The organism is Acinetobacter sp. OYA S30 (assembly GCF_033599315.1).
GTDB lineage: Bacteria > Pseudomonadota > Gammaproteobacteria > Pseudomonadales > Moraxellaceae > Acinetobacter > Acinetobacter baumannii.
Map to the genome: position 1 here is coordinate 1 of NZ_JAWVAV010000040.1, position 21,592 is coordinate 21,592.

Here is a 21,592-nt window from a genome sequence, read left to right on the forward strand (position 1 = left end):
CCTTAAATTTAAAGCTAAAAAATAAGGCTTAAACGAAAGAGTTTGCGCTTCATCATTTAGAGAAATTCATAAAAAATTAAGCGCAAACTCTCGTTAAATTAATTAATTGTGTTTTTATCCCAAAATGCTTGCCGTATTTGCGGCATTGCATTTAAGTGATTAATGATGTGTTGTGCTTCTTCTGCTTCAATTGAAGTTGCAATTAGCGTTACTTCTATCTCAACCTCTTTTTCTCCAAAAGGTGTGACATCAATATCTTTAGCAGGATAATTATGATGCTTCAAGGTTAGGTTTAATTCATCCATAACGACCTTGCTCTGACTTCGGTCACATATAATGTAGATTACATGTAAAACTTCTGTGTCATCGTCTAACGGACGACGGTCAATGATATGGACAATCGGTCTTAATAGTGTATTGGCAGATAAAATAAAGGCTGTCGCCAATATTGCTTCAATAATTAAATCAGCACCTGCGGCAGCACCTACTGCCGCAGAACACCATAAAGTCGCTGCGGTATTTAAACCGTGGATGTTGCCTTCTTGGCGCATAATGACACCCGCACCCAAAAAACCAATACCCGAAACAACATAGGCAATTACCCGAACAGCTCCATCTGCTCCAGTAAGATTAATTGCAATATCTACAAAAATTGCCGCACCTACCGCAACTAGAACATTTGTTCGAAGACCAGCTGTACGTTGCCTATACTGACGTTCGAACCCAATTAACGCCCCTAAAATAAAAGCAGCCGAGAGACTAATTAAAGTATCAATAATATTTGATAAGTCTGTATGTTGTAGAAATTGCAATTTCATTTTGCACCTATTGTTTTATTGCCAGCCATAACGGCGGATATAGATTTTCTTTACCCATTGAGTAACACATATATAAGCACCTAAAATTAAAGGTAAATATAAGAAATAACTTAAAGGTAAAGCTTGTAATTTTAAATAACTTGCTAAAGGACCCATTGGTAAGAAAATCCCGATACACATAATCACCGCTGTCATTATTAATAATGGAGTCGCGGCACGACTCTGAATAAATGGAATTTGAGCTGTGCGGATCATATGGACAATTAATGTCTGGGTAAGTAACCCCACCACAAACCAGCCTGATTGGAATAGCGTCTGATGTTCAGGAGTATTTGCTGAAAATACAAACCACATTACCCCAAAAGTAATCATGTCAAAAATGGAGCTAATCGGTCCGAACACCACCATAAAGCGGCCAACTTCTTCAGGTTGCCAACGCTGTGGTTTTGCAATTAACTCTTCATCCACATTGTCAAAAGGAATCACAATTTGTGAAACATCATAAAGTAAGTTTTGAATCAATAAGTGGATAGGCAGCATTGGTAAAAATGGAATAAAAGCACTCGCAATAAGTACCGAAAAAACGTTACCAAAATTTGAACTCGCCGTCATTTTGATATATTTCAGCATATTGGCAAAAGTTCTACGGCCTTCAATCACACCTTTTTCAAGAACTATCAAACTTTTTTCAAGCAAGATTAAATCTGCAGACTCTTTAGCGATATCTACTGCAGTATCTACTGAAATACCAATATCGGCAGCACGTATAGCAGCGGCATCGTTAATACCGTCTCCTAAAAAACCAACCACGTGACCATTTACTTTTAACTGCTCAACAATACGTTCTTTGTGAACCGGACTTAATTTCGCAAAAATGTGGTATTGCTCTACTGCTCTTTTGAATTGTTGATCAGTTAAGGTTTCAATTACACCGCCCAATAAAACTTGATCATAATTCAGGCCAATTTCTCGGCACACTTTTTGGGTGACAAACTCATTATCCCCAGTCAGCACTTTTACCGTTACACCATGGGTATGTAAACTCTGTACAGCTTCTTTGGCAGACTCTTTAGGTGGATCAAGAAAAGTAATATAACCTATTAAAATCAGATCACTTTCGTCAACAACTGAATAATTTTCCTGATGATTTTTAAACTCACGATACGCTACTGCCACCACTCTTAAACCATCTCGGTTATAGCGTTGAGTTAATGCCTCAATTGCTACTTCACGTTGCTTTGTTAAAGGCTCTACTTTGCCATTTACCTCGACATAACGGCAAACCTTTAACATTTCCTCAACTGCACCTTTGGTAATCATACGGGCTTTTTGTTGAGGCGTTTGTACCACGACTGACATACGGCGGCGATCAAAATCAAAAGGAACTTCATCTAACTTCTTGTAACGTAACTTCTGTATTTTGATCAGATCATCAACAGCTTCTAAAACAGCCACATCAAGCAAATTTTTTAGGCCTGTTTGATAATAACTATTTAAAAATGCCTGCATGAGTACAAAGTCTGATTTCCCGCCTTGAACATCAATATGTTGGGATAAAAAGATTTTGTCTTGAGTCAGAGTTCCAGTTTTATCGGTACACAGAACATCCATGGCACCAAAGTTTTGGATCGCATCTAGACGTTTAACAATCACTTTCTTTTTAGATAAGAAAACCGCCCCCTTTGCCAAAGTTGAAGTCACAATCATCGGTAGCATTTCTGGAGTAAGACCAACAGCTACAGATAATGCGAATAAAAATGCTTCGGCCCAATCGCCTTTGGTGAAGCCATTAATGAAAAGTACAACAGGTGCCATCACCAACATAAAGCGAATGAGCAACCAACTTACTTTGTTGACACCCATTTGAAATGCTGTCGTGCTCCGATCAGTAGCCGTAACTCTATGAGCCAATGCACCGAAATATGTTTGAATACCCGTACTTAAAACCACTGCCTGAGCTGAACCAGAAACAATATTGGTCCCCATGAATACAATATTATCTAGCTCTAAAGCGCTGGTTTCTTCGAGATTTTTCTGCAACGGAAATTTCTCGACAGGCATTGATTCACCAGTCATTGCAGCTTGAGAGACAAACAAATCTTTAGCAGACAAAATTCTACAATCCGCAGGAATCATGTCACCCGCAGATAATAAAATTACATCACCCGGCACTAAATACTGAATTGGTATCTCAAATTGGTGAGTGGTTTGGTTTTTAGTATCAATGCCATAACGCTCATGCATAAGTTCTAAATCTTCTGCACTGACTTGATGGCGCAATACAGTAGCAGTATTACTCACCATTACCTTTAAGGCATCCGCAGCTTGATTTGACTTTGCTTCTTGCCAGTAACGAAGTAGTGTTGAAAGAATTACCATCACACTAATAATGGTTGAACCCGTTAGATCATCGGTAAAGAAAGCAATCAATGCCAACAGGCTAAGTAAAATATTGAACGGATTACGGTAGCAATACCAAAGGTGTTGCCACCAAGTTAATGGCTTTTCATGAGTAACTTCATTAAGTCCCACCATCATTTGTTGGGTATACGCTTGCTCTTCTGTAAGCCCCGTCAAATGAGTATCGAATTGTTTTAATAGATCATTCGTTTGAACCCTTGATGCATTAAGCAAACGTTTAGATAAATTTTTGCTAATTTCTTGAGCATAACTAGATTGATGTAGCTCTTTAAAAGATCGATTACGACCGAAAAAACGCATCAAATGAAATCTTTGTAAAAATGATGTGAAGAGTCGTTGCCAGAATTTCATCACGAAATCCTCCATTTTTTAGGCGTACAAAGCTCTCAACCTTATTGAAAATAAAGTCTTTTAAATTTTTTAATTTAGAAAGGAATAGGAGATCGTAGACTTACGATGAAGAAGAGAAAATTAGCCCAAAGCCAGACCAACGTTGACGGAATGTCACATAACTGAACATGGTCCGAATGCTTTGAATCGCATGAGACGAATTGTTTACCAAGATTAAAATCTGGTAGATATAACGGTCGTGTATGGAAGCGTATAAAAACATTGGCTTCTCCCCATTTCTAGCGAGAAACTAAACAGATAAATGCTGAAGTGAATGATTACAAATCAAGTAATTTGTATAGGTTTAATCTAATTTTTAACAAAGCTATCTCATTGCAAGATAGCCTCTCCTAAAGGTTACCTTGCTCAGTATTGGCTTTGGTTTAATTGATAATTAAACTCGAACCTCGAACAACTACCCATTTAGGATCTCCGTTAAATAAACTCGCGGCAAGTATAGGTTTTACTCTACAAGGCACAAGATTTTTTTTGTAATTTTTTATTAATTCATCAGTGACTATAACTCACAGTTCTCTAACCACCACTGTTTTCGCCATCTTGTCATGCCATCCTTGTTTTTTAGCATCAAATGCGACCCAAATAAGGCCGATACAAAACACTAAAATAGATGGAATATATCCGATATAGCGAATGAGAGATTGTACGAAAGTTAACTTATTACCTGTCTTTTCATCGAGAACTTTTAAACGCATTAGACGTTTTCCTGGTGTCCCTGCAAAGTAGATCCAACACAAAACAGTATATAAAAATGGAAATGCATAATTTACGATCATATCAAACCAATAGTTTTGCGGTTTACTACTCATACCTGTAGCAAATATGAGATCGTAATCTCCATGATAAAAGATCCATGCGGCTGGAATAATTGCTAAAAAAAGAATAAGAGTATCAATGATCATTGCGCCAAATCTTAACCAAAACCCTGCATATTCATATTTATAGGTCATGTGTTCACCTCGCTTTTGTTATTTTTTACCTAATGCCACAGTAACTAATTTATTGGTCTTTCATCGTAATTGAAATCTTTTTATTTTTAAATACTTAATGTATTTTTTAATTTCCGATTTTATTTAGAATTGTAATAAGTTTTTTGAAAAATAAAAGCTAGATCAATTTAAGTTAAAACAATATATATCATATTAAAATATTTAAATTACACCTCATTTGTATGAGGTGAAAACTAATTATATTTATTAATTTAATCATTTATAACCAATGATTATTTCCAGAATAAAACATCAATTTTAAATTCTTTTTTTAGCAAAAAAGCTGCACAAATAAGCCCAATACCGATGATGATTAAAAACATGCTTAAACTTAATAATCCTCCCACAGCAGAGCAAAAGCCTAAAATAGCTAAAATATAAAATAAAATTACACTAATACTTGGCATTCAATTTATTCCACTACTTAAAAATAAAAGCAATTTATTCTATCGAGTCTGTAAAGGAATGCTGTTTTCAAATGTTGATTACACCCCATATTTGTATCAACTTAAAAACAATATGTTAATAATTCCTACTAAATGTAAACAACAAAAATATAAATGTGATAAATATCACATTTATATTTTATTTAACTTCAAAATAATGTTTTTCAGTAATAAGTTTTATTTTTAGATTTTTATATAATCGATCTTTTGAGTTTTCTAACGAAGGAACAACTTTTTCTGCAAACTTATCATCTGCCATGAGTCTTGCATAAGTTTTATATCCAATCACTAGCTTTTCTGGCTCTTTACCAGTTTGGCGAAATTCCTCGATAAGTTTACTGACTTTCTTTGCTGTTAAATCGGCCATATCTTACTACTTCCCCCTTACATATGATTCGGTTATACGATTTCTGTGTGACAAAAATATGAAAGGTAATTTATTGTAAAGTTCTTCTAAAAAATTAAATTTGGCATAGTCTCAACTCCCTCTTTAACATCCTCTAATAAAATCATTAAAAATCAAATATATAATTAAATACCATTTAATTTAACAACAAGTGAATTGAATTGATTTCTACCTTTAAACAAATGTGTTAATCTTTAAGTAAGAAAAGCTTCATACATATAACAACTTGTAAATAAGAGGAATAACATTATGAATTACCGACATATTATTGTACCTGTAGATGGTTCTGAGATTTCTTTGGCAGCAGCACGACAAGCCGCCCATATCGCTAAAGCTTTTGGTAGTAAACTTACAGCAATTAGTCTGGTTGCAGTGGACCCGTTTAGTGGTGTTGATTTCTATTACATCTCTCCTGTTGTAAAAGATTATTTTGTTGAAGCGCGTGCTAATGCAGAAAAAACACTTGCGAAAGTAAAAGCCCTATGCGCTGAAGAAGGTGTTGATATTGAAACACAAATTATTCAAGGTGAAATCTCATCTGATGGCATTCTTAAAGCTGTAGAAGAGTTGGGTTCAGACCTGATTGTTATTGGTTCACATGGTCGTAAAGGTTTCCAAAAACTTATTTTGGGTAGTTTTGCGCAAGATGTTCTAAACAGCACTAAAATCCAAGTTTTGGTGGTAAAAGAATAATTGCTGAGTCGACTAAAAGCCTAATCCATTGATTAGGCTTTTTATCGTAAAAAATGCATAAGTTTTACACAGCTTAAAAACCGTTATACACTATTGTTCTCTTTCCCTCTATTTTGTGAGTCACGCCAATGAAGTAAGTCTTTTTTCTCATCAATTTTCTCTTTTTTGATGTGCAAAATAGACTATTCTTTAGTGACTTAGCGTCTTTATTTAAAGCTTTACATTCCTATTTTGTACATCCTGTATTTATGAGGTTCTTATGACTCAGCAGGCATGTGTAATATCACAACTCACTTTGGAGTTTCCTTCAAAAGTGATGTTTAAAGAATTGAATTTCTCACTTGAGCATCATCAAGTATCAGCCTTAATTGGCCGCAATGGTCAAGGTAAGTCTTTACTTATGCAATTGCTTCACAAGATTTCACCCACTACAGAAATGCATATAAGTGGTCAAATAAACTGGCAAACAAACCATGCATATTTATCTCAGCTCACTCGTCTCCAATCAGACACAATTGCAGAAGCTTTAGAGGTCAACCATCTTTACAACGCTTTTCAAAGAGTGGAACAAGGTGAAGCTGGATACGATGATTATGATTTGTTAGAAGGACATTGGGATCTTCCTAATATTTGGGAAGCTTTACTACGATCTGCTCAGCTACCAACCGATTTAGACTTTCCTGTTAAGCAGTTAAGCGAAGGCCAAAAAACCAAGTTAGCCTTATCCGCATTATTTTTAAAAACTGATCATTACCTATTACTTGATGAGCCAAGCAACCATCTCGATCAAGAAGCTAGACAGTGGCTAATTGCTCAGTTAAAGAAACATCCAGCAGGCGCTCTGATTATTAGCCATGATCTGACTTTGTTAAATGAAGTCGACCATACTTATCACTTAAATGAGCATGGCCTACAGCACACTACAGGAAATTATGAAAAATTTTATGCGCAATATCAGTCCCAAATCGAGGCTTTAGAACAGTCAGTACATCTGCATCAACGTGAAGTTAAGCACATGAAGCAAAAGCAGCATGAAGTTTTAATGAAAGCCCAAAAACGTGAGCGTGCTGGCAACAAACTTCGTGACTCAAACTCGCAAGCTAAAATTTTGCTCGATTTTAAAAAAGAACAGGCTGGACAAAGCCTAGGAGCAATTCATTCTCAACATCAGCGTCAAATCGATCAAAGCCAGCAAGACTTGAAGAGTAAAAAAGTACTTCTAGAAACTGTTAAGCCCCAACAATTTATATTCCCCTCTTTACACAAAAGAACAGGAGAAATTCTTAGAATTGATAACTTAAAACTCAACTATGGGACACAACAACCAATTCATCTCGCCTTAAAAGCTTGTCAAAAGATTCATTTGGTTGGCCGAAATGGTATTGGGAAATCAACTTTGCTGAAACAGATTGATCAATCTGCTGTAACTGCTACAGATGAAATTAAACTGTTTGTAAATTGCTTTTATCTCGACCAGAACTTTAGCTTTTTATTAGACCATCTCTCTGCTGTTGAAAACTTAAGAAATATTAACCCAAATATTACTGAGTTAGAGTGGAGAAATTTATTAGGTCAGCTTCGGATTCGTGGTGATAAAAGCACATATCCCTTAGCTCAACTCAGTGGTGGTGAGAAGTTAAAAGTTGCTTTACTAGGTTTGAGCCATGCTCAGCCTATGCCTGAACTTTTATTACTTGATGAACCAGAAAACCACTTAGATATCGAGTCAAGAGAGCTATTTGCAAATGCTATTTCTAGTTATGAAGGTTCTGTGCTATTAGTTTCACATGATTTAAGTTTTGTTGAAAAATGCGGGATTGTTGATTCAATTTATTTAAATTAACACTACGTTATTTTTATGCCTATATAAAAGCTCTAACTATTAGAGCTTTTATATAAATCTTTTAATTATCATTTTATTTTTTTATTATCTAATATTTGTAGATCTAGATTAAAAGAAACTGCTCTATTTCTTTGTGCGCTTTTTTTCATTTGATAAACTTGAACAATATAATCACCATCAACAGGTAGCGTTACTTCACCTGAAAAACCTACAGTCGAACCCACGAATAATGGCTTATCTTTACCAGGCTTTTGACCTGGAGCGAAAATATTAATATAAGCTAAATTACCATAACTATTAATATTAAATTTTAAAATCTGTCCACTTTTTGCAAAAACTCGATATCTTACATCATCATAACCTTGAAACTTTCCGGTTAACGTAATTTGAGAAGAATCTTTTAAAAAGCTTACTTTAGTCTCAACATTTTTAGCAACTACAGATAATGGTATAGATGAAATCAAACTAGATAATAATAAAATTTTAATGATTTTTTTCATTTTTAGTCCTCAAAATTATTTTTAAATTATTATAAGAAAGATAATTTTTATTAAATTTAACTTTATGTATAGATTTGATGAGTAGCGTTTGGATTTGTAAGTTATTTCATCACTATTCAAAAATGATTGTCATTAAAATTAACTTATCAACCCTTTAGCTTTTACAACCGAAATTTATGGTAATGGTCATAATGAGTCATTTTATCAAAGTGGCTTTAAGTACATGGCCTATAAAAACCGTATTTAATTCAATGCAAGTTATGGAAACCAACTGGCACATACAAAAGAAGATTCATATTTTTCTATAGGGGGGTTGTCTTATTAACGCAAGATGAGTTTGATCCCTAACAATAGCTAGGAATAGCAATAGCAAGACGCAGCAAAGTTATTTTAAAGCCCATCTAACGATAGGCTTTAAAATTTATAAAAATTAGGAGTCTTTATCCATTGAGTGTGGAGTCGTGGTTTTATCTTGCTGTTTAGTATCATTCTCACCTTGGCAAGCCGCCACAGAAAGCGAAACGATTGCTGCTAAACCTAGGGTAGCGATAATTTTAGTCATATCTCACCTCATACAGTTTTAATTGATTTGCTTATAAATACTGGCTATCAATATTACGATCAGCATAGATTTATAGACTTTTTTGTAGTGTTCACAAAGAAATGTAAAATGAAAAAGTATCCCAAAGATTTTAGTTTATTGAATTCATCTTCAGGATACTGCTTCAAATGATTAAAAAATTAAAATCTGTAGCCCACCCCTAAATATGTAATGATCGGATCAATATCAACTTTAGTTGACCCATGAATTAAGCGAGCGCCCGTATTTTGGTTAATGACATCAATTTTTGTTCGATTATTTAGTTTTGCATAAGATACTGAGGCAACCGTATACCAAGAATCATTAAAATCATAAGTAAAACCGGCAGTAAATATAGGCGCAATCGCATCATCTGCATCTACTTTAACCACCATATTTCCACTCGACTCTTTACGATCCAAGGCAGCCCCAGCCTTACCATCTAACACATTTTGAATCATATGACCTGCAGAGATCAGGTCAGAACGAATTTCGTCATTTAGCTTAATATCATTAAAATGAGCATACATTAACCCCACACCTAAATAAGGTCTAAACTTGTTCACGCCACTCTTCCCAAATTGATATTGTGCTTCAATTGCAGGGGTCCAAGCACGAACACTAGCTGCTTTAGGTTTATTGCCTAAGTTAGTAATCGGGACTGCTTGACCTAAGGTAATGCCGTTCGGAAAAAGAATTTTAACTAATTCATTTGGTGACAACGCGACACCGCTTAATGGTGCCAAGATTTCACCTTGGCCTTTAATATCGACTTTAGGGGGAATGCCTCCAATAAATTGTAAAGACACATTGTCATTGAGGTAATAGTTAAACATAAGCCCTAATGTGTCTGTGTCATCTACTTCAAGGCCGGCATCATTTTGATGCCACTGCTCTAACCCTTGAATCGTTGCCTCACCTGCTACTTCAGGTTTTATATTGCCTTCTTCATCAAGTAAGAGCCCTTTTAAAAAGTCATCATTTAAAGCGAGTTCAAGAAACTCTTTTTGATTAAAAGGTTCACCGCCTACATCTACCTCTGTAGCATTAGGATCAACGGATTTTAAGAAACTGGTCGGCGAAATGCTTCCAACTTTAGCAACTGTTCCATTTTTAACACTTGTATTGATATTAAATGGATTAGCTTTACCTTGAGGCATTACATGTAACCAACCTGCCGAGACAGAAAACCGTTTTACTCCCTCTGCATAACTCATATTTGCAAATATCAATAATGAGCTGGCTATTACTATTTTCGATAATTTTATTTTCATTTTTATTCCATCCTAGAAATGCATATTACTAACTCTGCAATATGTTCTTGGAATATAGCCAAGTTATATTTTTTATCAATTAGTATAATTTTTAAGCAAATAAATTTAAGTTAACTCCATCACATTTCCATATATAAATTCATGACTTAGTTATCTTAATTAGCAGACGAACGGTAAAATTTTAGTTAAAAATAATTTTATCAAATGGTAAAAAATAGAGGTGAAAACCAGTGCTATTTTGATACTTAGCTCTTTTTTAGAATTATAAAAAAAGCACCCTTAGGTGCTTTAAAAAAATAACTTCATTAAAACTTATATTGTAGTGTTAGTGCCGCATTTCGAGGAGCACCTAAAGTAATTTGGCCATACGCCGGGAAAACACCGTAATATTTTTTATCAAATACGTTGTTAATATTAAGCTGAGCCGAAAAATCTTTTGTAATTTGATAACGAGCCATAAGGTTTACAAGTGCATAATCTCCTTGCTCAACTTTCTCAATAACTTTCTTCGGATTCTTAGCATTAACATAAGTACTGCTTTGCCAATTTACCCCGCCACCCACGGTTATGTTTTCTAATTTGCCCGGTAATTTATAGGTGGTAAATGACTGAATCATCTTGCGTGGAAGTTGGGTATTAATATCGGCATCATTTGCATCTTTGGCAGAGAACTGGCTATAACCTGCTGTAATATTCCAGTCTGGTGTGATTTGTCCACTTACTTCAACTTCGAAACCTTCACTCGTCGCACCTTTTGCTGCCCGATAATAGGTTTCTTTTACCCCGTTACGAGTAACTTGTCCTGCTTCCTGAGCTAAATTGTCTTGCTTAATATGATAAAGCGCTAAAGTACCATTCAAACGTCCATCAAACCATGCAGATTTTAAGCCTACTTCAGTACTGTTTCCTTCAACCGGGTCTAAATAGTTTCCATCAAAGTCTTTATTGTCTTGAGGCTGAAAAATACTGGTATAACTTGCATATGCAGTATAGACATCATTGAAATCATAGATAATACCTGCATAAGGAACAAATTCGTGGTCATATTTTATGGATGAATTACGACCATATATATTCTTTTCATAATTTGTAAAACGTCCACCTAAAATAAATTTTAGAGGCTCAATCGGATTTAAATAAGTCGCAGCGAATAGTGCATTTTGTTCAATATTATATTTCTCATTGAGTGTAGGTGCATTCCACACTGGCTCAGGCATGCTGCGGTTCCATTCAAAGAAATTGCCAATTTCCATTTTTGTATCAGTTGAACGAGCATATGCTGTAAAGTCCTGATTGGAATATTGATAACCCAAAACAACCTTTTGCTCTAAGCCCCACAAATCAAAACTACCATTGAGCTGCAAAGAAGCGTTATCTTGCTCTACCTCAAGGTCATACGCAGATGCATAAGGAGATAGCCCTAGACCAGTATTTTTATCTACACTACCTGAAACATATAAAAGTTTAGAATTAGCATCACGCTTACCATGAGAATAAGACAGTTTAGCTGACCAGCTATCATTAAATTTATGAGTTAAATCTGCAAATAGGTTGGTATATTTAACATTCCAGCGTGTCCAGTCAGCACTTGTAGTGGTATTTTTAGACCAGTTCGTTTTTGTGCCATCACTAAACCAGACAGGTAAACCTCCCCACATTGGTCCACGCGGATCATCTTCCTGATAGGTTACCCCACCCGATAAAAGGGTATTTTCAGATAAATCTGCTTCAGCACTTAACAGTAAAGATAGCTTTTCTTTAGACAACAAGTCGGTATAGCTGTCGCCTTGTTCATATTGGGCCACTGCTCGTCCACGTACTGTCCCTGATTGATTAAGGGAGTTGGCAATATCACCCATAACACGGTAATTATCCCAACTCCCTGCACTCACTTCTACGTTAGCTGTTGGCTCTGTACTCGTAGCACGCTTACGAACCATATTAATTGCAGCAGATGGATTTCCAGCACCAAATGTAAGACCTGTTGCCCCTCGAACTACATCAATATGATCATATAAGGCCATACTTGAGAAAATTTCACCTGAAGACCAAGGCAAGCTATATGTGGTGGGAATACCATCAATAATATAGTTATCTACTACAAAACCACGTGAATAGATTCCACCTCGGTTGGTTTCATAACGGTTGACACTTACCCCTGTAACATTTTCGGCGACCTCAACCAAAGTTGACAATTGCTGGTCTTGTAAACGCTGTTGAGTAATGACAGAAACAGATTGTGGAACCTCACGAACAGATAAACCCAGTGGAACCGCTGTATCTGTTTTCCCTGCTATATAACTTTTTTCATTTTCTTGGCCACTTCCAGCTTTTACTTTAATGGTAGGAAGAGTTCCATATTCCGAAGTCTGCTGATCAGTCTCTGCATGCGCTGAAATTGTGCTCATTGCTATAGCAAGTGCTAATGCATTAATTTGAAAGTGTTTCGTATTCCTTTGCATAATCTTTAAGTAGCTTTAAAAAATTACATGAATAATACAAAGAATAATTATTATTTGATACTGATTATCAATATTACTTTCATTTATTTTATTTATGAATTATACAAGTTTTTATGATTGAAATTTATTCCTAACTAAGCCGATTGATGCTAAAAATAAAAGAGTAGCTGAGAAAAACGGATCAAACTTAAGATGAATATTTTTATTCGCGATGAGCGAGAAGAAGATATTAAAGAAATTGAAGAATTGACTAAAGCGGCATTTCTAAATGCTGAACATACGAGCCATACTGAACATTTTATTGTTAATAATTTAAGAAAGCACAAACAACTTACAGTCTCTTTAGTTGCAGTTGAAGATAATACTATTGTTGGGCATGTGGCAATTTCACCAGTGCAAATTTCATCAGGTGAAAAGAATTGGTATGGCTTAGGACCTATTTCTGTCGCGCCGAATAAGCAAGGACAAGGCATTGGATCATTGCTTATGAATAGCTCTTTAGAAAAATTAAAAAAATTAGGCGCAAAAGGTTGTGTTTTATTAGGTGATCCAAAGTATTACAGTCGCTTTGGTTTTAAGGCATACCCTGACCTAAAACTACCTGGTGTGCCCCCTGAATACTTCCAAGCCTTAAGTTTTCAAAATTATGTTCCTAAAGGTGATGTAAGCTACCATGAAGCATTTAATGCCCAAGAATAGTTTAGAATTTTCTTTATTAAAAATAGATTTTATTAATTATAAGAAATACAAAAGTCTAATTTATCAATTGGTTGCTTAAAACAGGTCCATGAATCTTTTTCCGGTTTTTCAATAATTTTTTTAGTCTTTAAATCACGATAATAAATAGTCGCATCTTTTAAATTCGACAAATTACTTCCTACAGAAACACATGAATCGTTATTTGAACAAATATTTGATTCTTTAATAAAAACTTTTGTATTAGCAAAAGTTAATCTTTCAAAGTTAGATGTCGAGTTATTTGTAGAAGAAAGTAAGCAAGGCTCAGTAATATTTCTACCATTCACTACAAAACAACTTTTACTGACTTCGAATGGCACTTGAGCAAAGGAGCTTGTAGCATAAGCTAATAGAAATAATATAATAAGGCGCTTCATGTTCTTTCTCTCTATATAATCAACATCTAGTCTAAAACTGCCTATAAATATCTAGACTATATTTTCAGTTCGCTATTTATAATACCTGTATTAAGATAAGTTAAATATTTACTATTCGATAAATTTTACAAAATATTAAAGCATTAGCTTATAGGCTACCTAACAATCGCAAAGTTATTCATTAAGCACTTTCCAATCGGTTCCAATTTGTGCCAAAGCCGGTAGCTCATCGCTATTAAAAACATTGTAATTAGCATCTACAGCGAATCGATAGAGTGGTATTGAATCTGCCTCTGTTTTCTTAAAAAAACTAAAATCTTCAGTGATATGTATTAAGTCTTCTGCCCTATTATCTATTCCCAATTTGTTTCCACTGGCACCTGACGGTATATGTATATAACTTTCACAAGTTAATTCGACTATATTTCCATCTAGATCTTGATATGAACATTTCATGTTTAAACCCTTCCGTAATTTTTATAGATGTGTAGAAAAACTTAACATGCTATACAGATAAGTTATGGAATTTTTTATGATGTAATTGTTTAAGTATGTATATGGCAAAAGAAAACCGCCCCAGAAGGCGGTTGCTGAAATTTTCCAGCGATTATAAAAGTGCGGTGGACACACACTTTTATATGGTTTTAAACCAGATTTATTTTTTTATTATTTTTCTGATATTCTTCAGAATTAAAATAATTCACAATCATCTTTGCATTTTCTTCCGATACTGCTTTTTTATTTTCAACTACCGTCTGAGCTTCTTTTTTTGCGTTAAAGTCGGCTGGCACAATACTTGAAAGTGGTGGTAATTTTGGCTGCCCGCCAACCGTGATTCTTTCAATAAAGCTCGCTAGCCACATAATATATTCACCTTTATTTTTATATTTAGGCATTAAACTCATGTCGAGTTTAATCGTGCATTCACTTAAAGGTTTACTTAGGCATTCTTCAAAATCGATAAAATTGTATTTGAGTTTACAGGGAGTTCCCTTTATCTCTTTACGAATAATACTGACCAAGTTATTTAGTTGTTCGATCAGGTTATCTGAAAACAATTTATCTTCTTCTAGTTTTTTATAAACCTTCTCGGCAATTATTAGAAATTTTGGCATATTTCCTTCCCTCTTATATTGACCATCGCGATTGATCAGACTTTTAGGGAAGTATGATGAATATATTATTGCAATATGTAAGTATTGAAATACCAAATGTAATCTATAAGAGTGTTCTGAAACTGACTCCCATAACGAACCACAGCAATGAATAGAAATGTAAAATCCATCACATTTTAACTCCGAAAAATTTTTATAGTTAGTAATAATTTTCTAAAAAAATTAAGCTCATCAATAATATTATTTGACCGGTATTTTTTTGGTTTTTTGAGTAAAAAATAGAATATAGAAATATTTGAATTATTTTTATTTTACTGCCTTGCTGAATAACTAAGTTGCCTAGTCGAGGGGCTAGAACGTTAACCGTGTCTTCAGCAAGGTCTTTTATGATTATGTTTTAGTTTGATGCTGCTCACGCACCGCTTAAAGCTGCTTCAAACATTTCAATAATTGCTTTGGCTCCTTCTGCCTTTTGCCTTGCGTCCTGATCGTCAAAGATAACCGTTTCGTCATTTAGTTCACTCACATATCGCCGGGCTTCGTCTAGAGCTCTCCTTATTTTTTGTACTTTATGTTTGTTTACGTCTTTGGCAATGGTTGGCGCATATCCTCCACGTTTAGCGTTTTTAAGTTGTCTAGCTCTGTTCTCAATTGCTGTAGCCATTCAAACACTCCAACTCACCTAACAAATCTTAGTAAAGCAACTTTATTGTTTGTTATTCTTAAACATTTAGTATTTTCTTTGTTCAAAGTGTCAAATTTGTTACTTAAGCCTTACTCCTGCAAGTTTTAGATTGAGTTTGCTTAAAATCTTTTAAGCTACAATGTGCATGTAGCTTTCAAAGTCAACTTATACAGCTATTTAATAATAATTTTCTAAGAATAGTTATAAATTAATGTATAAAATTATTAAAAAGATGCTATCTATTTGAAAATAAAATAGATAGCACACTAACAGTTGTTTATTCTACTGTTAATTTCTGAAAATCATGCCCTGAAGGTGCCTGATACACTCTTAAGCCAAACTCAGGCAAAATCGCAATCAAATGATCAAAAATATCGGACTGAATTGCTTCATAAGAAACCCATGCGGTGGTATTGGTAAATGCATAGATTTCTAATGGTAGACCTTCACTCGTTGGTTGTAGTTGGCGGACGATAAGCGTTTGATTTTGAGCAATACCCTTATGCTGGCGCAAATAGAATTCAACATATGCTCTAAATGTTCCTATATTGGTTAAGCGTCTTTTGTTATAACGTGACTGACTACCTAAATGCTTATTAAATTCGTCAATCTCAGATTGCTTGGCATTGAGGTATTGATCTAGTAATAAGAAATCTTTGAGTTTTTGTTGCTCTTCTTCGGTCATGAAGTGCACGCTAGTTTGATCGATATAAAGAGAACGCTTCATACGGCGACAGCCCGCATTACTCATACCACGCCAGTTTTTAAAAGTGTCTGTCACTAGTTTATTGGTTGGAATCGTGGTGTATGTTTTATCAAAGTTTTGAACGGTCACCGTGTGCAATGAAATATCAATGACATCACCATCAGCATTAAGCGATGGCATTTCAATCCAGTCCCCAATACGAACCATATCATAAGAGGCAATTTGTACACTCGCGACCAATGACAAAATTGTATTTTGGAAAACTAACATTAATACGGCTGCCATTGCACCGAAGCCAGCCAACAACGTAAATACATCCTTTTTCAGGAATGTACCCAAAATCATTAATCCGCAAACAACAAAAATAATGAGTTTAACGAGTTGCAAGTAACCTTTAATCGGCTTGTTTCTAGATTTTGGATTACGCTGATAGATTAAATTAAATATATTTAATAATTCACTAATGGTGAGCGCAATCGTAAGGAAAATGAATGCTTGTGCGCCCATCTGTACCAAAGCAATCGCTTTTTCCGACAAATGCGGAACGGTAGTAATACCATTCATAATGACAATGGCCGGCACAATATTGGCAAATCGCTTAATGACACTATGCTGGGCAAAAACCGACTGGTTGAGTGACTTAATTTTAGTCACTAAATGACGTATTCCCCGAACAATAATTCTTTTGGCAATGAAATTTGCTAATGCAGCAAACAGGATCAAAAGTGTGAGCGAAACCAGCATTTCTAGCCAAGGATAGTTGCTTAACTCACCTTGAAGATCACGATAAAAATTAAAAAAATCCAAAACCTACACCTTAAAACTTTATTTTCAATAATTTTAAAGTGTTCATGTGTTATAGATTAAGGCTTGTTTACATATGTCGTCATAAATACAACAAGGAAGTAATATTCAATCGTAAAATTAGATAAAAGCTGATCACTACTATTCAATTAGACAATAAAATAGCTTTAATATTTTGGCTCTATTTTCACGGACTTTTCGTTTATCAGAATGCTATTTTTTGTTTCAATAAGATCTCTCTTAATAGAGAGTTTTTAATACTAAAAAACTTTCTTAATGACTTATTTATTTTATTGAGGACAATAAAAAGTTCTTTTTGCTGCTATGTTCAATTTTTATAAAACAGTAAGTTCTTGCCTATCTGCTTATACTTAAAAAAATTTATTAATTTAAGCTTTTGTAAAATATAAATTTTATTATTCAAACAATTAGATCAAAAAATTTAGTGAAAATTCCTCTAACTCCCCCTTTTTTTAATTTACAAACAGCAACAATCTTGGAATAAAACGTAATGATAATTCAATTAATAATCATTATCATTCACAGCACATAAAAACCTGAGAAGATCTACCATGATCCATGAAAATATTCTCGACTGCATAGGTAAAACGCCACTACTACAATTATCAAGGCTATTCACGCATCAATCTGTCTCAGTGATTGCGAAAATGGAATTGTTAAACCCAGGAGGAAGTATTAAAGACCGTCCAGCATTATTCATGCTACAGGAAGGTCTGAAATCTGGAGTAATTAATAAAGATAGTCATATTGTTGAAAGTTCATCAGGGAACTTAGCTATTGCACTTGCAATGGCTTGCAAAATATATGGACTGAAATTCACTGCCGTTATTGACCCGAAAATTGCCTCAGCAAACTTACAAATGTTGAAGCTCTACAAGGCCAATATCGAAATGGTTTCTGAAAAAGACCAAAACGGCGGTTATTTAAAAACCAGAATTGACACTGTAAAACGACTCTGCCAGCAACTCCCAAATGCCGTTTGGATTAATCAGTATGCAAACCCGAATAACTGGAAAAGCCATTATTTTGGAGAAGCAGAAGAAATCCTAAATCAAATTGATCGCAAGATTGATTACCTCGTGATTGGAGCAAGTACCTCTGGCACGATTATGGGCGTATCTCGTCGTCTTAAAGAAAGATTTCCAGAATTAAAAGTAATCGCGGTCGATATTGTCGGTTCCGTATTGTTCGGCGGCACATCTGGTCCACGCGAAATTCCTGGGATTGGAGCAAGTACTGTTCCACCACTGCTCTCCCCCAATGAAATTGATGATGTCATTTATGTCGATGACTATGAGTCGGCACTCGGTTGCAGAGAACTTCTTGAGTATGAAGGAATCTTTGCAGGTGGTTCGAGCGGCTCATCTATTTCAGCCATCAAAAAACTGATTCCAACCATTCCCGAGGGTTCATGCGTTTTAACGCTGTTGCCTGATCGTGGCGACCGTTATCTAGATCTGGTTTATGAAGATGAATGGTTCGAAATGATCAAGAAGCGTCACTTCAATCGAAACTTACGACGCCAAGAAAACCTTACTTTACAAAATGTTGTTTAACCTTCTCCTTAGGACATATTCATGAGCAATTTGGCTACCCTTCGATACTTAAGTCAATCAGATTTATTAAATCTTGGCGCAAATCATAGTAATTCATTTATTGAAGCGATTACTGAAGGTTTAACCCTACATGCAAATAAACAGTTTGTTCAACCTTTAAAACCTTATCTCCGCTGGCAAGGTGCAGACCATATTGCCGACCGTATTATCGCAATGCCTTGTTATTTAGGTGGCAATGACCCGATTGCCGGAATCAAATGGATTGGCTCAAGACAACATAACCCTAAAAAATTCAATATTCCCCGTGCCAGCGCACTGATTGTTTTAAATGACTCAGAAACAAATTATCCAGTTGCAGTGATGGAAGGCAGCCTCATCAGTGCAATGCGAACTGCGGCAATTACTGGTGTCTCGATTAAGTATCTAGCAAAAAAAGACTTTTCAGACATTACCGTGATTGGCTGCGGACCAATTGCTCAAATGCAAATTAAGACTGTACTTGAACAATATGCTCAAGTGAAAAAAGTACATTTATTTGATGTAAACCCTGAAGCAGCTGAAAAACTCAAAGCGTTGTTTTTATCAGAATATCCGAATCTAGAAATTGAAATTCATGACAGTGCTAAGTCTGCAATTCAACAAGCAGATGTCCTCATTACCTGCACAGTCTCAGATAAGCCTTACATTCCATTTGAGTGGCTTAAAAAAGGCTGCTTTGTTTCAAATATTTCAATTATGGACATTGAGCCCGAAGTCTTCTTAAAAGTCGACAAAGTGATTGTAGATGACTGGGACCAATCAAACCGAGAAAAGAAAGTCATCAATGTGTTGGTTGAAGATGGCTTATTCAGCCGTGAAAAACTACATGCTGAACTTGGCGATATCATTATTGGCCATAAAAATGGCCGCGAACACGAAGATGAAATCATTTTGCTCAACCCAATGGGCATGGCGATTGACGATATTGTCTGCGCTAAATGGTTCTTCAATGCTGCCCAAGAACAAAACGTTGGCACGGTTCTACCGCTTTTATAAGAATAGGAATAACTAAAATGTTAGATCGGATTTACACAGCACAACTACAAAAAACGATAGATGCACTCTACATGGAGAATTATGGAGATTTTAGAGATCATATTTCCTATAAAAAGCCTTATCTGGCAATTACTCTCAATGATGAGTTGGAACTGTATTTCAACTGTTTAAAAGTAGATGGTGTAAATCCTTTCTATGTCACCCAACCCGAAGTTTTGCTTCATAACCTGTTGAGCAATACAACTTCTAAAATTTCTATTTCTGAAGTTTTTAACTATTTAACCCAAGCAACTTGGTGGCCATCTCCACACCATCAAAAAGCGATTAATTATTGGCTAGATAACTTAGTAACGGCTGAAAAAATTCCTCAAATTTTAAAATCAGCCCTTTCATTTTCTTCGCCTTTGATTACTAGTGAATTGCTATCGCTGGTAGCTGATCGTCCATTTCATCCGTTTGCTCACTCAAAAGGTGAACTTGCACCACTCACAACTCAAAAAGAAATTGAGGTGTACTGGTGGGCTTTTAAGAAACGTGACGTGATCAACAATATGGAATCGATTCCTCATAAAGAGCTTCTGTTATCAGAAGTAGAGGAAAGTCTTATTGCTGACAAAATGGCTGAGCTTTCAGAGGATTACTTAGCCCTGCCTTTGTTAGAGACGCAACATCGCTATTTAAAGTTTGAAGAAAATAAGTACGACGGTATTGACCTAAACCATGTCACCACCATTGGTTTACCGACCTCTTCTTTAAGAACGCTTATTCACAACACAAACCCGACTCTGCATTTAAAACTTTCAACCAATGCCAAAACATTAGGTGCAATCCGCTCCATGCCAAGTCGTTATTTAATGAATGGTCATACGGCTTATGATTTTTTAAATGACGTCATTAATGAAACTGCTTTATTAAAAAATCGTCTCTTTTTAAGTAATGAAACACATTGGTGGGTACTCGGTAAACAAGAGCCGATTGTAAAAAATTTAGGTGTAATCGGTTGCCAAGTCCGACATTTACCGGATATTTGCCGAGACCAAAACGTTACTCCAATCACTATGTCAGCTTTAAGCTGTACGTATGTTGACCCTTGGGAAGCTTTAGGCGTTGAAGGTGACAAATGGTCATTACTAAAAGACTTAAGTGGTCATTTTATTCAAACATTCTTAACGCTTTGGGCGAAAGGCATCATGCCTGAATGCCACGGGCAAAACACCATGGTGTGTTATGAAAATAATAAGTTGAAATGCTTTATTTTACGTGACCACGATACCTTAAGAATATGTACCACAGCCATTGAAGAAAGTGGTTTTACTCCTCCGATTTATACCATCGATACCAGCACGCCGAACAATCTTATCTTTACTAAAAATGAAGACTTATTTAATTACTTCATTACCCTAGGAATTCAAATTAACCTCTACCCGATTGCTTTAGCTACCTTGAAATATACGGATCGTACAGAAAGCGATTTTTGGGAGATGGTTCAAGACATTATTGAAGATTTTGTAGAAACCCAACCTATTTCAGAACAAACAAAATCGCAAATTCAAACCTATCTTTTTGACAATACGACTTGGCCATTCAAACAGCTACTTACGCCTTTACTTGCGCAAGAAAGTGACTCAACAGGCATGCCAAGTAAAATTGGAACTACGCCAAACCCTTATCACAGCTTATCTGCTTCCAGCTATGAGACCATGGATATCTAAATC

The 21,592-nt window shown here is 35.3% G+C and carries 21 protein-coding genes; 6 read left to right on the forward strand and 15 right to left on the reverse strand.

Translation table 11 applies throughout. The features are described from left to right. Positions 1 to 98: 98 nt before the first annotated feature. The 6 genes from R5R67_RS15875 to R5R67_RS15900 all read right to left on the reverse strand — a co-directional run bounded on the left by R5R67_RS15875 (position 99) and on the right by R5R67_RS15900 (position 5,449). Positions 99 to 818 carry an MgtC/SapB family protein gene (locus R5R67_RS15875; protein WP_000775740.1) on the reverse strand — a complete coding sequence of 240 codons (720 nt, stop codon included), beginning with the start codon at positions 816 to 818 and terminating at the stop codon, positions 99 to 101. Between the two features lie 15 nt (positions 819 to 833). Continuing rightward, a complete protein-coding gene (gene mgtA / locus R5R67_RS15880) occupies positions 834 to 3,590 on the reverse strand; it encodes a magnesium-translocating P-type ATPase (RefSeq protein WP_000675134.1) in 2,757 nt (918 codons plus the stop codon). Between the two features lie 100 nt (positions 3,591 to 3,690). Further along, positions 3,691 to 3,852, reverse strand: a complete 162-nt coding sequence (locus R5R67_RS15885; protein ID WP_001983688.1) for a hypothetical protein — start codon at positions 3,850 to 3,852, stop codon at positions 3,691 to 3,693. A gap of 301 nt (positions 3,853 to 4,153) precedes the next feature. After that, positions 4,154 to 4,597 carry an RDD family protein gene (locus R5R67_RS15890; protein ID WP_000221476.1) on the reverse strand — a complete coding sequence of 148 codons (444 nt, stop codon included), beginning with the start codon at positions 4,595 to 4,597 and terminating at the stop codon, positions 4,154 to 4,156. 272 nt (positions 4,598 to 4,869) lie between these two features. Further along, a complete protein-coding gene (locus R5R67_RS15895) occupies positions 4,870 to 5,043 on the reverse strand; it encodes a hypothetical protein (protein WP_001139332.1) in 174 nt (57 codons plus the stop codon). 178 nt (positions 5,044 to 5,221) lie between these two features. Continuing rightward, the gene (locus R5R67_RS15900) at positions 5,222 to 5,449 is read right to left on the reverse strand and encodes a hypothetical protein (protein WP_000774578.1); all 228 of its coding nucleotides are present in this window, start codon (positions 5,447 to 5,449) and stop codon (positions 5,222 to 5,224) included. A 288-nt stretch (positions 5,450 to 5,737) separates the two neighbouring features. Between R5R67_RS15900 and R5R67_RS15905 the strand changes: the two genes are divergently transcribed. Next, entirely contained in the window at positions 5,738 to 6,181 is a 444-nt protein-coding gene (locus tag R5R67_RS15905) for a universal stress protein (RefSeq protein ID WP_001109442.1), read from the forward strand. Between the two features lie 259 nt (positions 6,182 to 6,440). Further along, a complete protein-coding gene (locus tag R5R67_RS15910; protein ID WP_000193586.1) occupies positions 6,441 to 8,024 on the forward strand; it encodes an ATP-binding cassette domain-containing protein in 1,584 nt (527 codons plus the stop codon). Between the two features lie 68 nt (positions 8,025 to 8,092). Here the strand turns inward: R5R67_RS15910 and R5R67_RS15915 are convergent, their stop codons facing one another. From R5R67_RS15915 to R5R67_RS15930, 4 genes are all read right to left on the reverse strand, one after another. Beyond that, positions 8,093 to 8,524, reverse strand: a complete 432-nt coding sequence (locus R5R67_RS15915) for a hypothetical protein (RefSeq protein WP_000720299.1) — start codon at positions 8,522 to 8,524, stop codon at positions 8,093 to 8,095. Positions 8,525 to 8,954: 430 nt separating this feature from the next. After that, a complete protein-coding gene (locus R5R67_RS15920) occupies positions 8,955 to 9,086 on the reverse strand; it encodes a hypothetical protein (RefSeq protein WP_000161254.1) in 132 nt (43 codons plus the stop codon). Positions 9,087 to 9,265: 179 nt separating this feature from the next. Beyond that, positions 9,266 to 10,378 carry an OmpW/AlkL family protein gene (locus tag R5R67_RS15925; RefSeq protein ID WP_031950551.1) on the reverse strand — a complete coding sequence of 371 codons (1,113 nt, stop codon included), beginning with the start codon at positions 10,376 to 10,378 and terminating at the stop codon, positions 9,266 to 9,268. A 305-nt stretch (positions 10,379 to 10,683) separates the two neighbouring features. Further along, positions 10,684 to 12,840 (reverse strand): TonB-dependent siderophore receptor, encoded by a 2,157-nt coding sequence (locus R5R67_RS15930; RefSeq protein WP_001189510.1) that lies wholly within the window; start codon positions 12,838 to 12,840, stop codon positions 10,684 to 10,686. A gap of 192 nt (positions 12,841 to 13,032) precedes the next feature. Here R5R67_RS15930 and R5R67_RS15935 point away from each other — a divergent pair, with 192 nt between their 5' ends. Beyond that, positions 13,033 to 13,539: a GNAT family N-acetyltransferase gene (locus R5R67_RS15935; RefSeq protein ID WP_001019948.1), complete on the forward strand. Its 507-nt coding sequence runs from the start codon at positions 13,033 to 13,035 to the stop codon at positions 13,537 to 13,539. Between the two features lie 32 nt (positions 13,540 to 13,571). Here the strand turns inward: R5R67_RS15935 and R5R67_RS15940 are convergent, their stop codons facing one another. The 5 genes from R5R67_RS15940 to R5R67_RS15960 all read right to left on the reverse strand — a co-directional run bounded on the left by R5R67_RS15940 (position 13,572) and on the right by R5R67_RS15960 (position 17,268). Beyond that, positions 13,572 to 13,955: a hypothetical protein gene (locus R5R67_RS15940; RefSeq protein WP_000825559.1), complete on the reverse strand. Its 384-nt coding sequence runs from the start codon at positions 13,953 to 13,955 to the stop codon at positions 13,572 to 13,574. Positions 13,956 to 14,129: 174 nt separating this feature from the next. Next, on the reverse strand, positions 14,130 to 14,411 hold the full coding sequence (locus tag R5R67_RS15945; protein ID WP_000650375.1) for a hypothetical protein: 282 nt from the start codon (positions 14,409 to 14,411) through the stop codon (positions 14,130 to 14,132). Positions 14,412 to 14,599: 188 nt separating this feature from the next. Beyond that, a complete protein-coding gene (locus tag R5R67_RS15950) occupies positions 14,600 to 15,070 on the reverse strand; it encodes a hypothetical protein (protein ID WP_001123841.1) in 471 nt (156 codons plus the stop codon). A 412-nt stretch (positions 15,071 to 15,482) separates the two neighbouring features. Beyond that, the gene (locus R5R67_RS15955) at positions 15,483 to 15,734 is read right to left on the reverse strand and encodes a hypothetical protein (RefSeq protein ID WP_000179474.1); all 252 of its coding nucleotides are present in this window, start codon (positions 15,732 to 15,734) and stop codon (positions 15,483 to 15,485) included. 298 nt (positions 15,735 to 16,032) lie between these two features. After that, a complete protein-coding gene (locus R5R67_RS15960; protein WP_000345331.1) occupies positions 16,033 to 17,268 on the reverse strand; it encodes a mechanosensitive ion channel family protein in 1,236 nt (411 codons plus the stop codon). 569 nt (positions 17,269 to 17,837) lie between these two features. On the opposite strand from R5R67_RS15960, the gene sbnA reads away from it, so the two are divergent. From sbnA to R5R67_RS15975, 3 genes are all read left to right on the forward strand, one after another. Then, the gene (gene sbnA, locus R5R67_RS15965; RefSeq protein ID WP_016653941.1) at positions 17,838 to 18,842 is read left to right on the forward strand and encodes a 2,3-diaminopropionate biosynthesis protein SbnA; all 1,005 of its coding nucleotides are present in this window, start codon (positions 17,838 to 17,840) and stop codon (positions 18,840 to 18,842) included. A 21-nt stretch (positions 18,843 to 18,863) separates the two neighbouring features. Continuing rightward, on the forward strand, positions 18,864 to 19,877 hold the full coding sequence (gene sbnB, locus R5R67_RS15970; protein ID WP_000067058.1) for a 2,3-diaminopropionate biosynthesis protein SbnB: 1,014 nt from the start codon (positions 18,864 to 18,866) through the stop codon (positions 19,875 to 19,877). Positions 19,878 to 19,948: 71 nt separating this feature from the next. After that, positions 19,949 to 21,589 (forward strand): IucA/IucC family protein, encoded by a 1,641-nt coding sequence (locus R5R67_RS15975; protein ID WP_085943477.1) that lies wholly within the window; start codon positions 19,949 to 19,951, stop codon positions 21,587 to 21,589. Positions 21,590 to 21,592 lie beyond the last annotated feature (3 nt).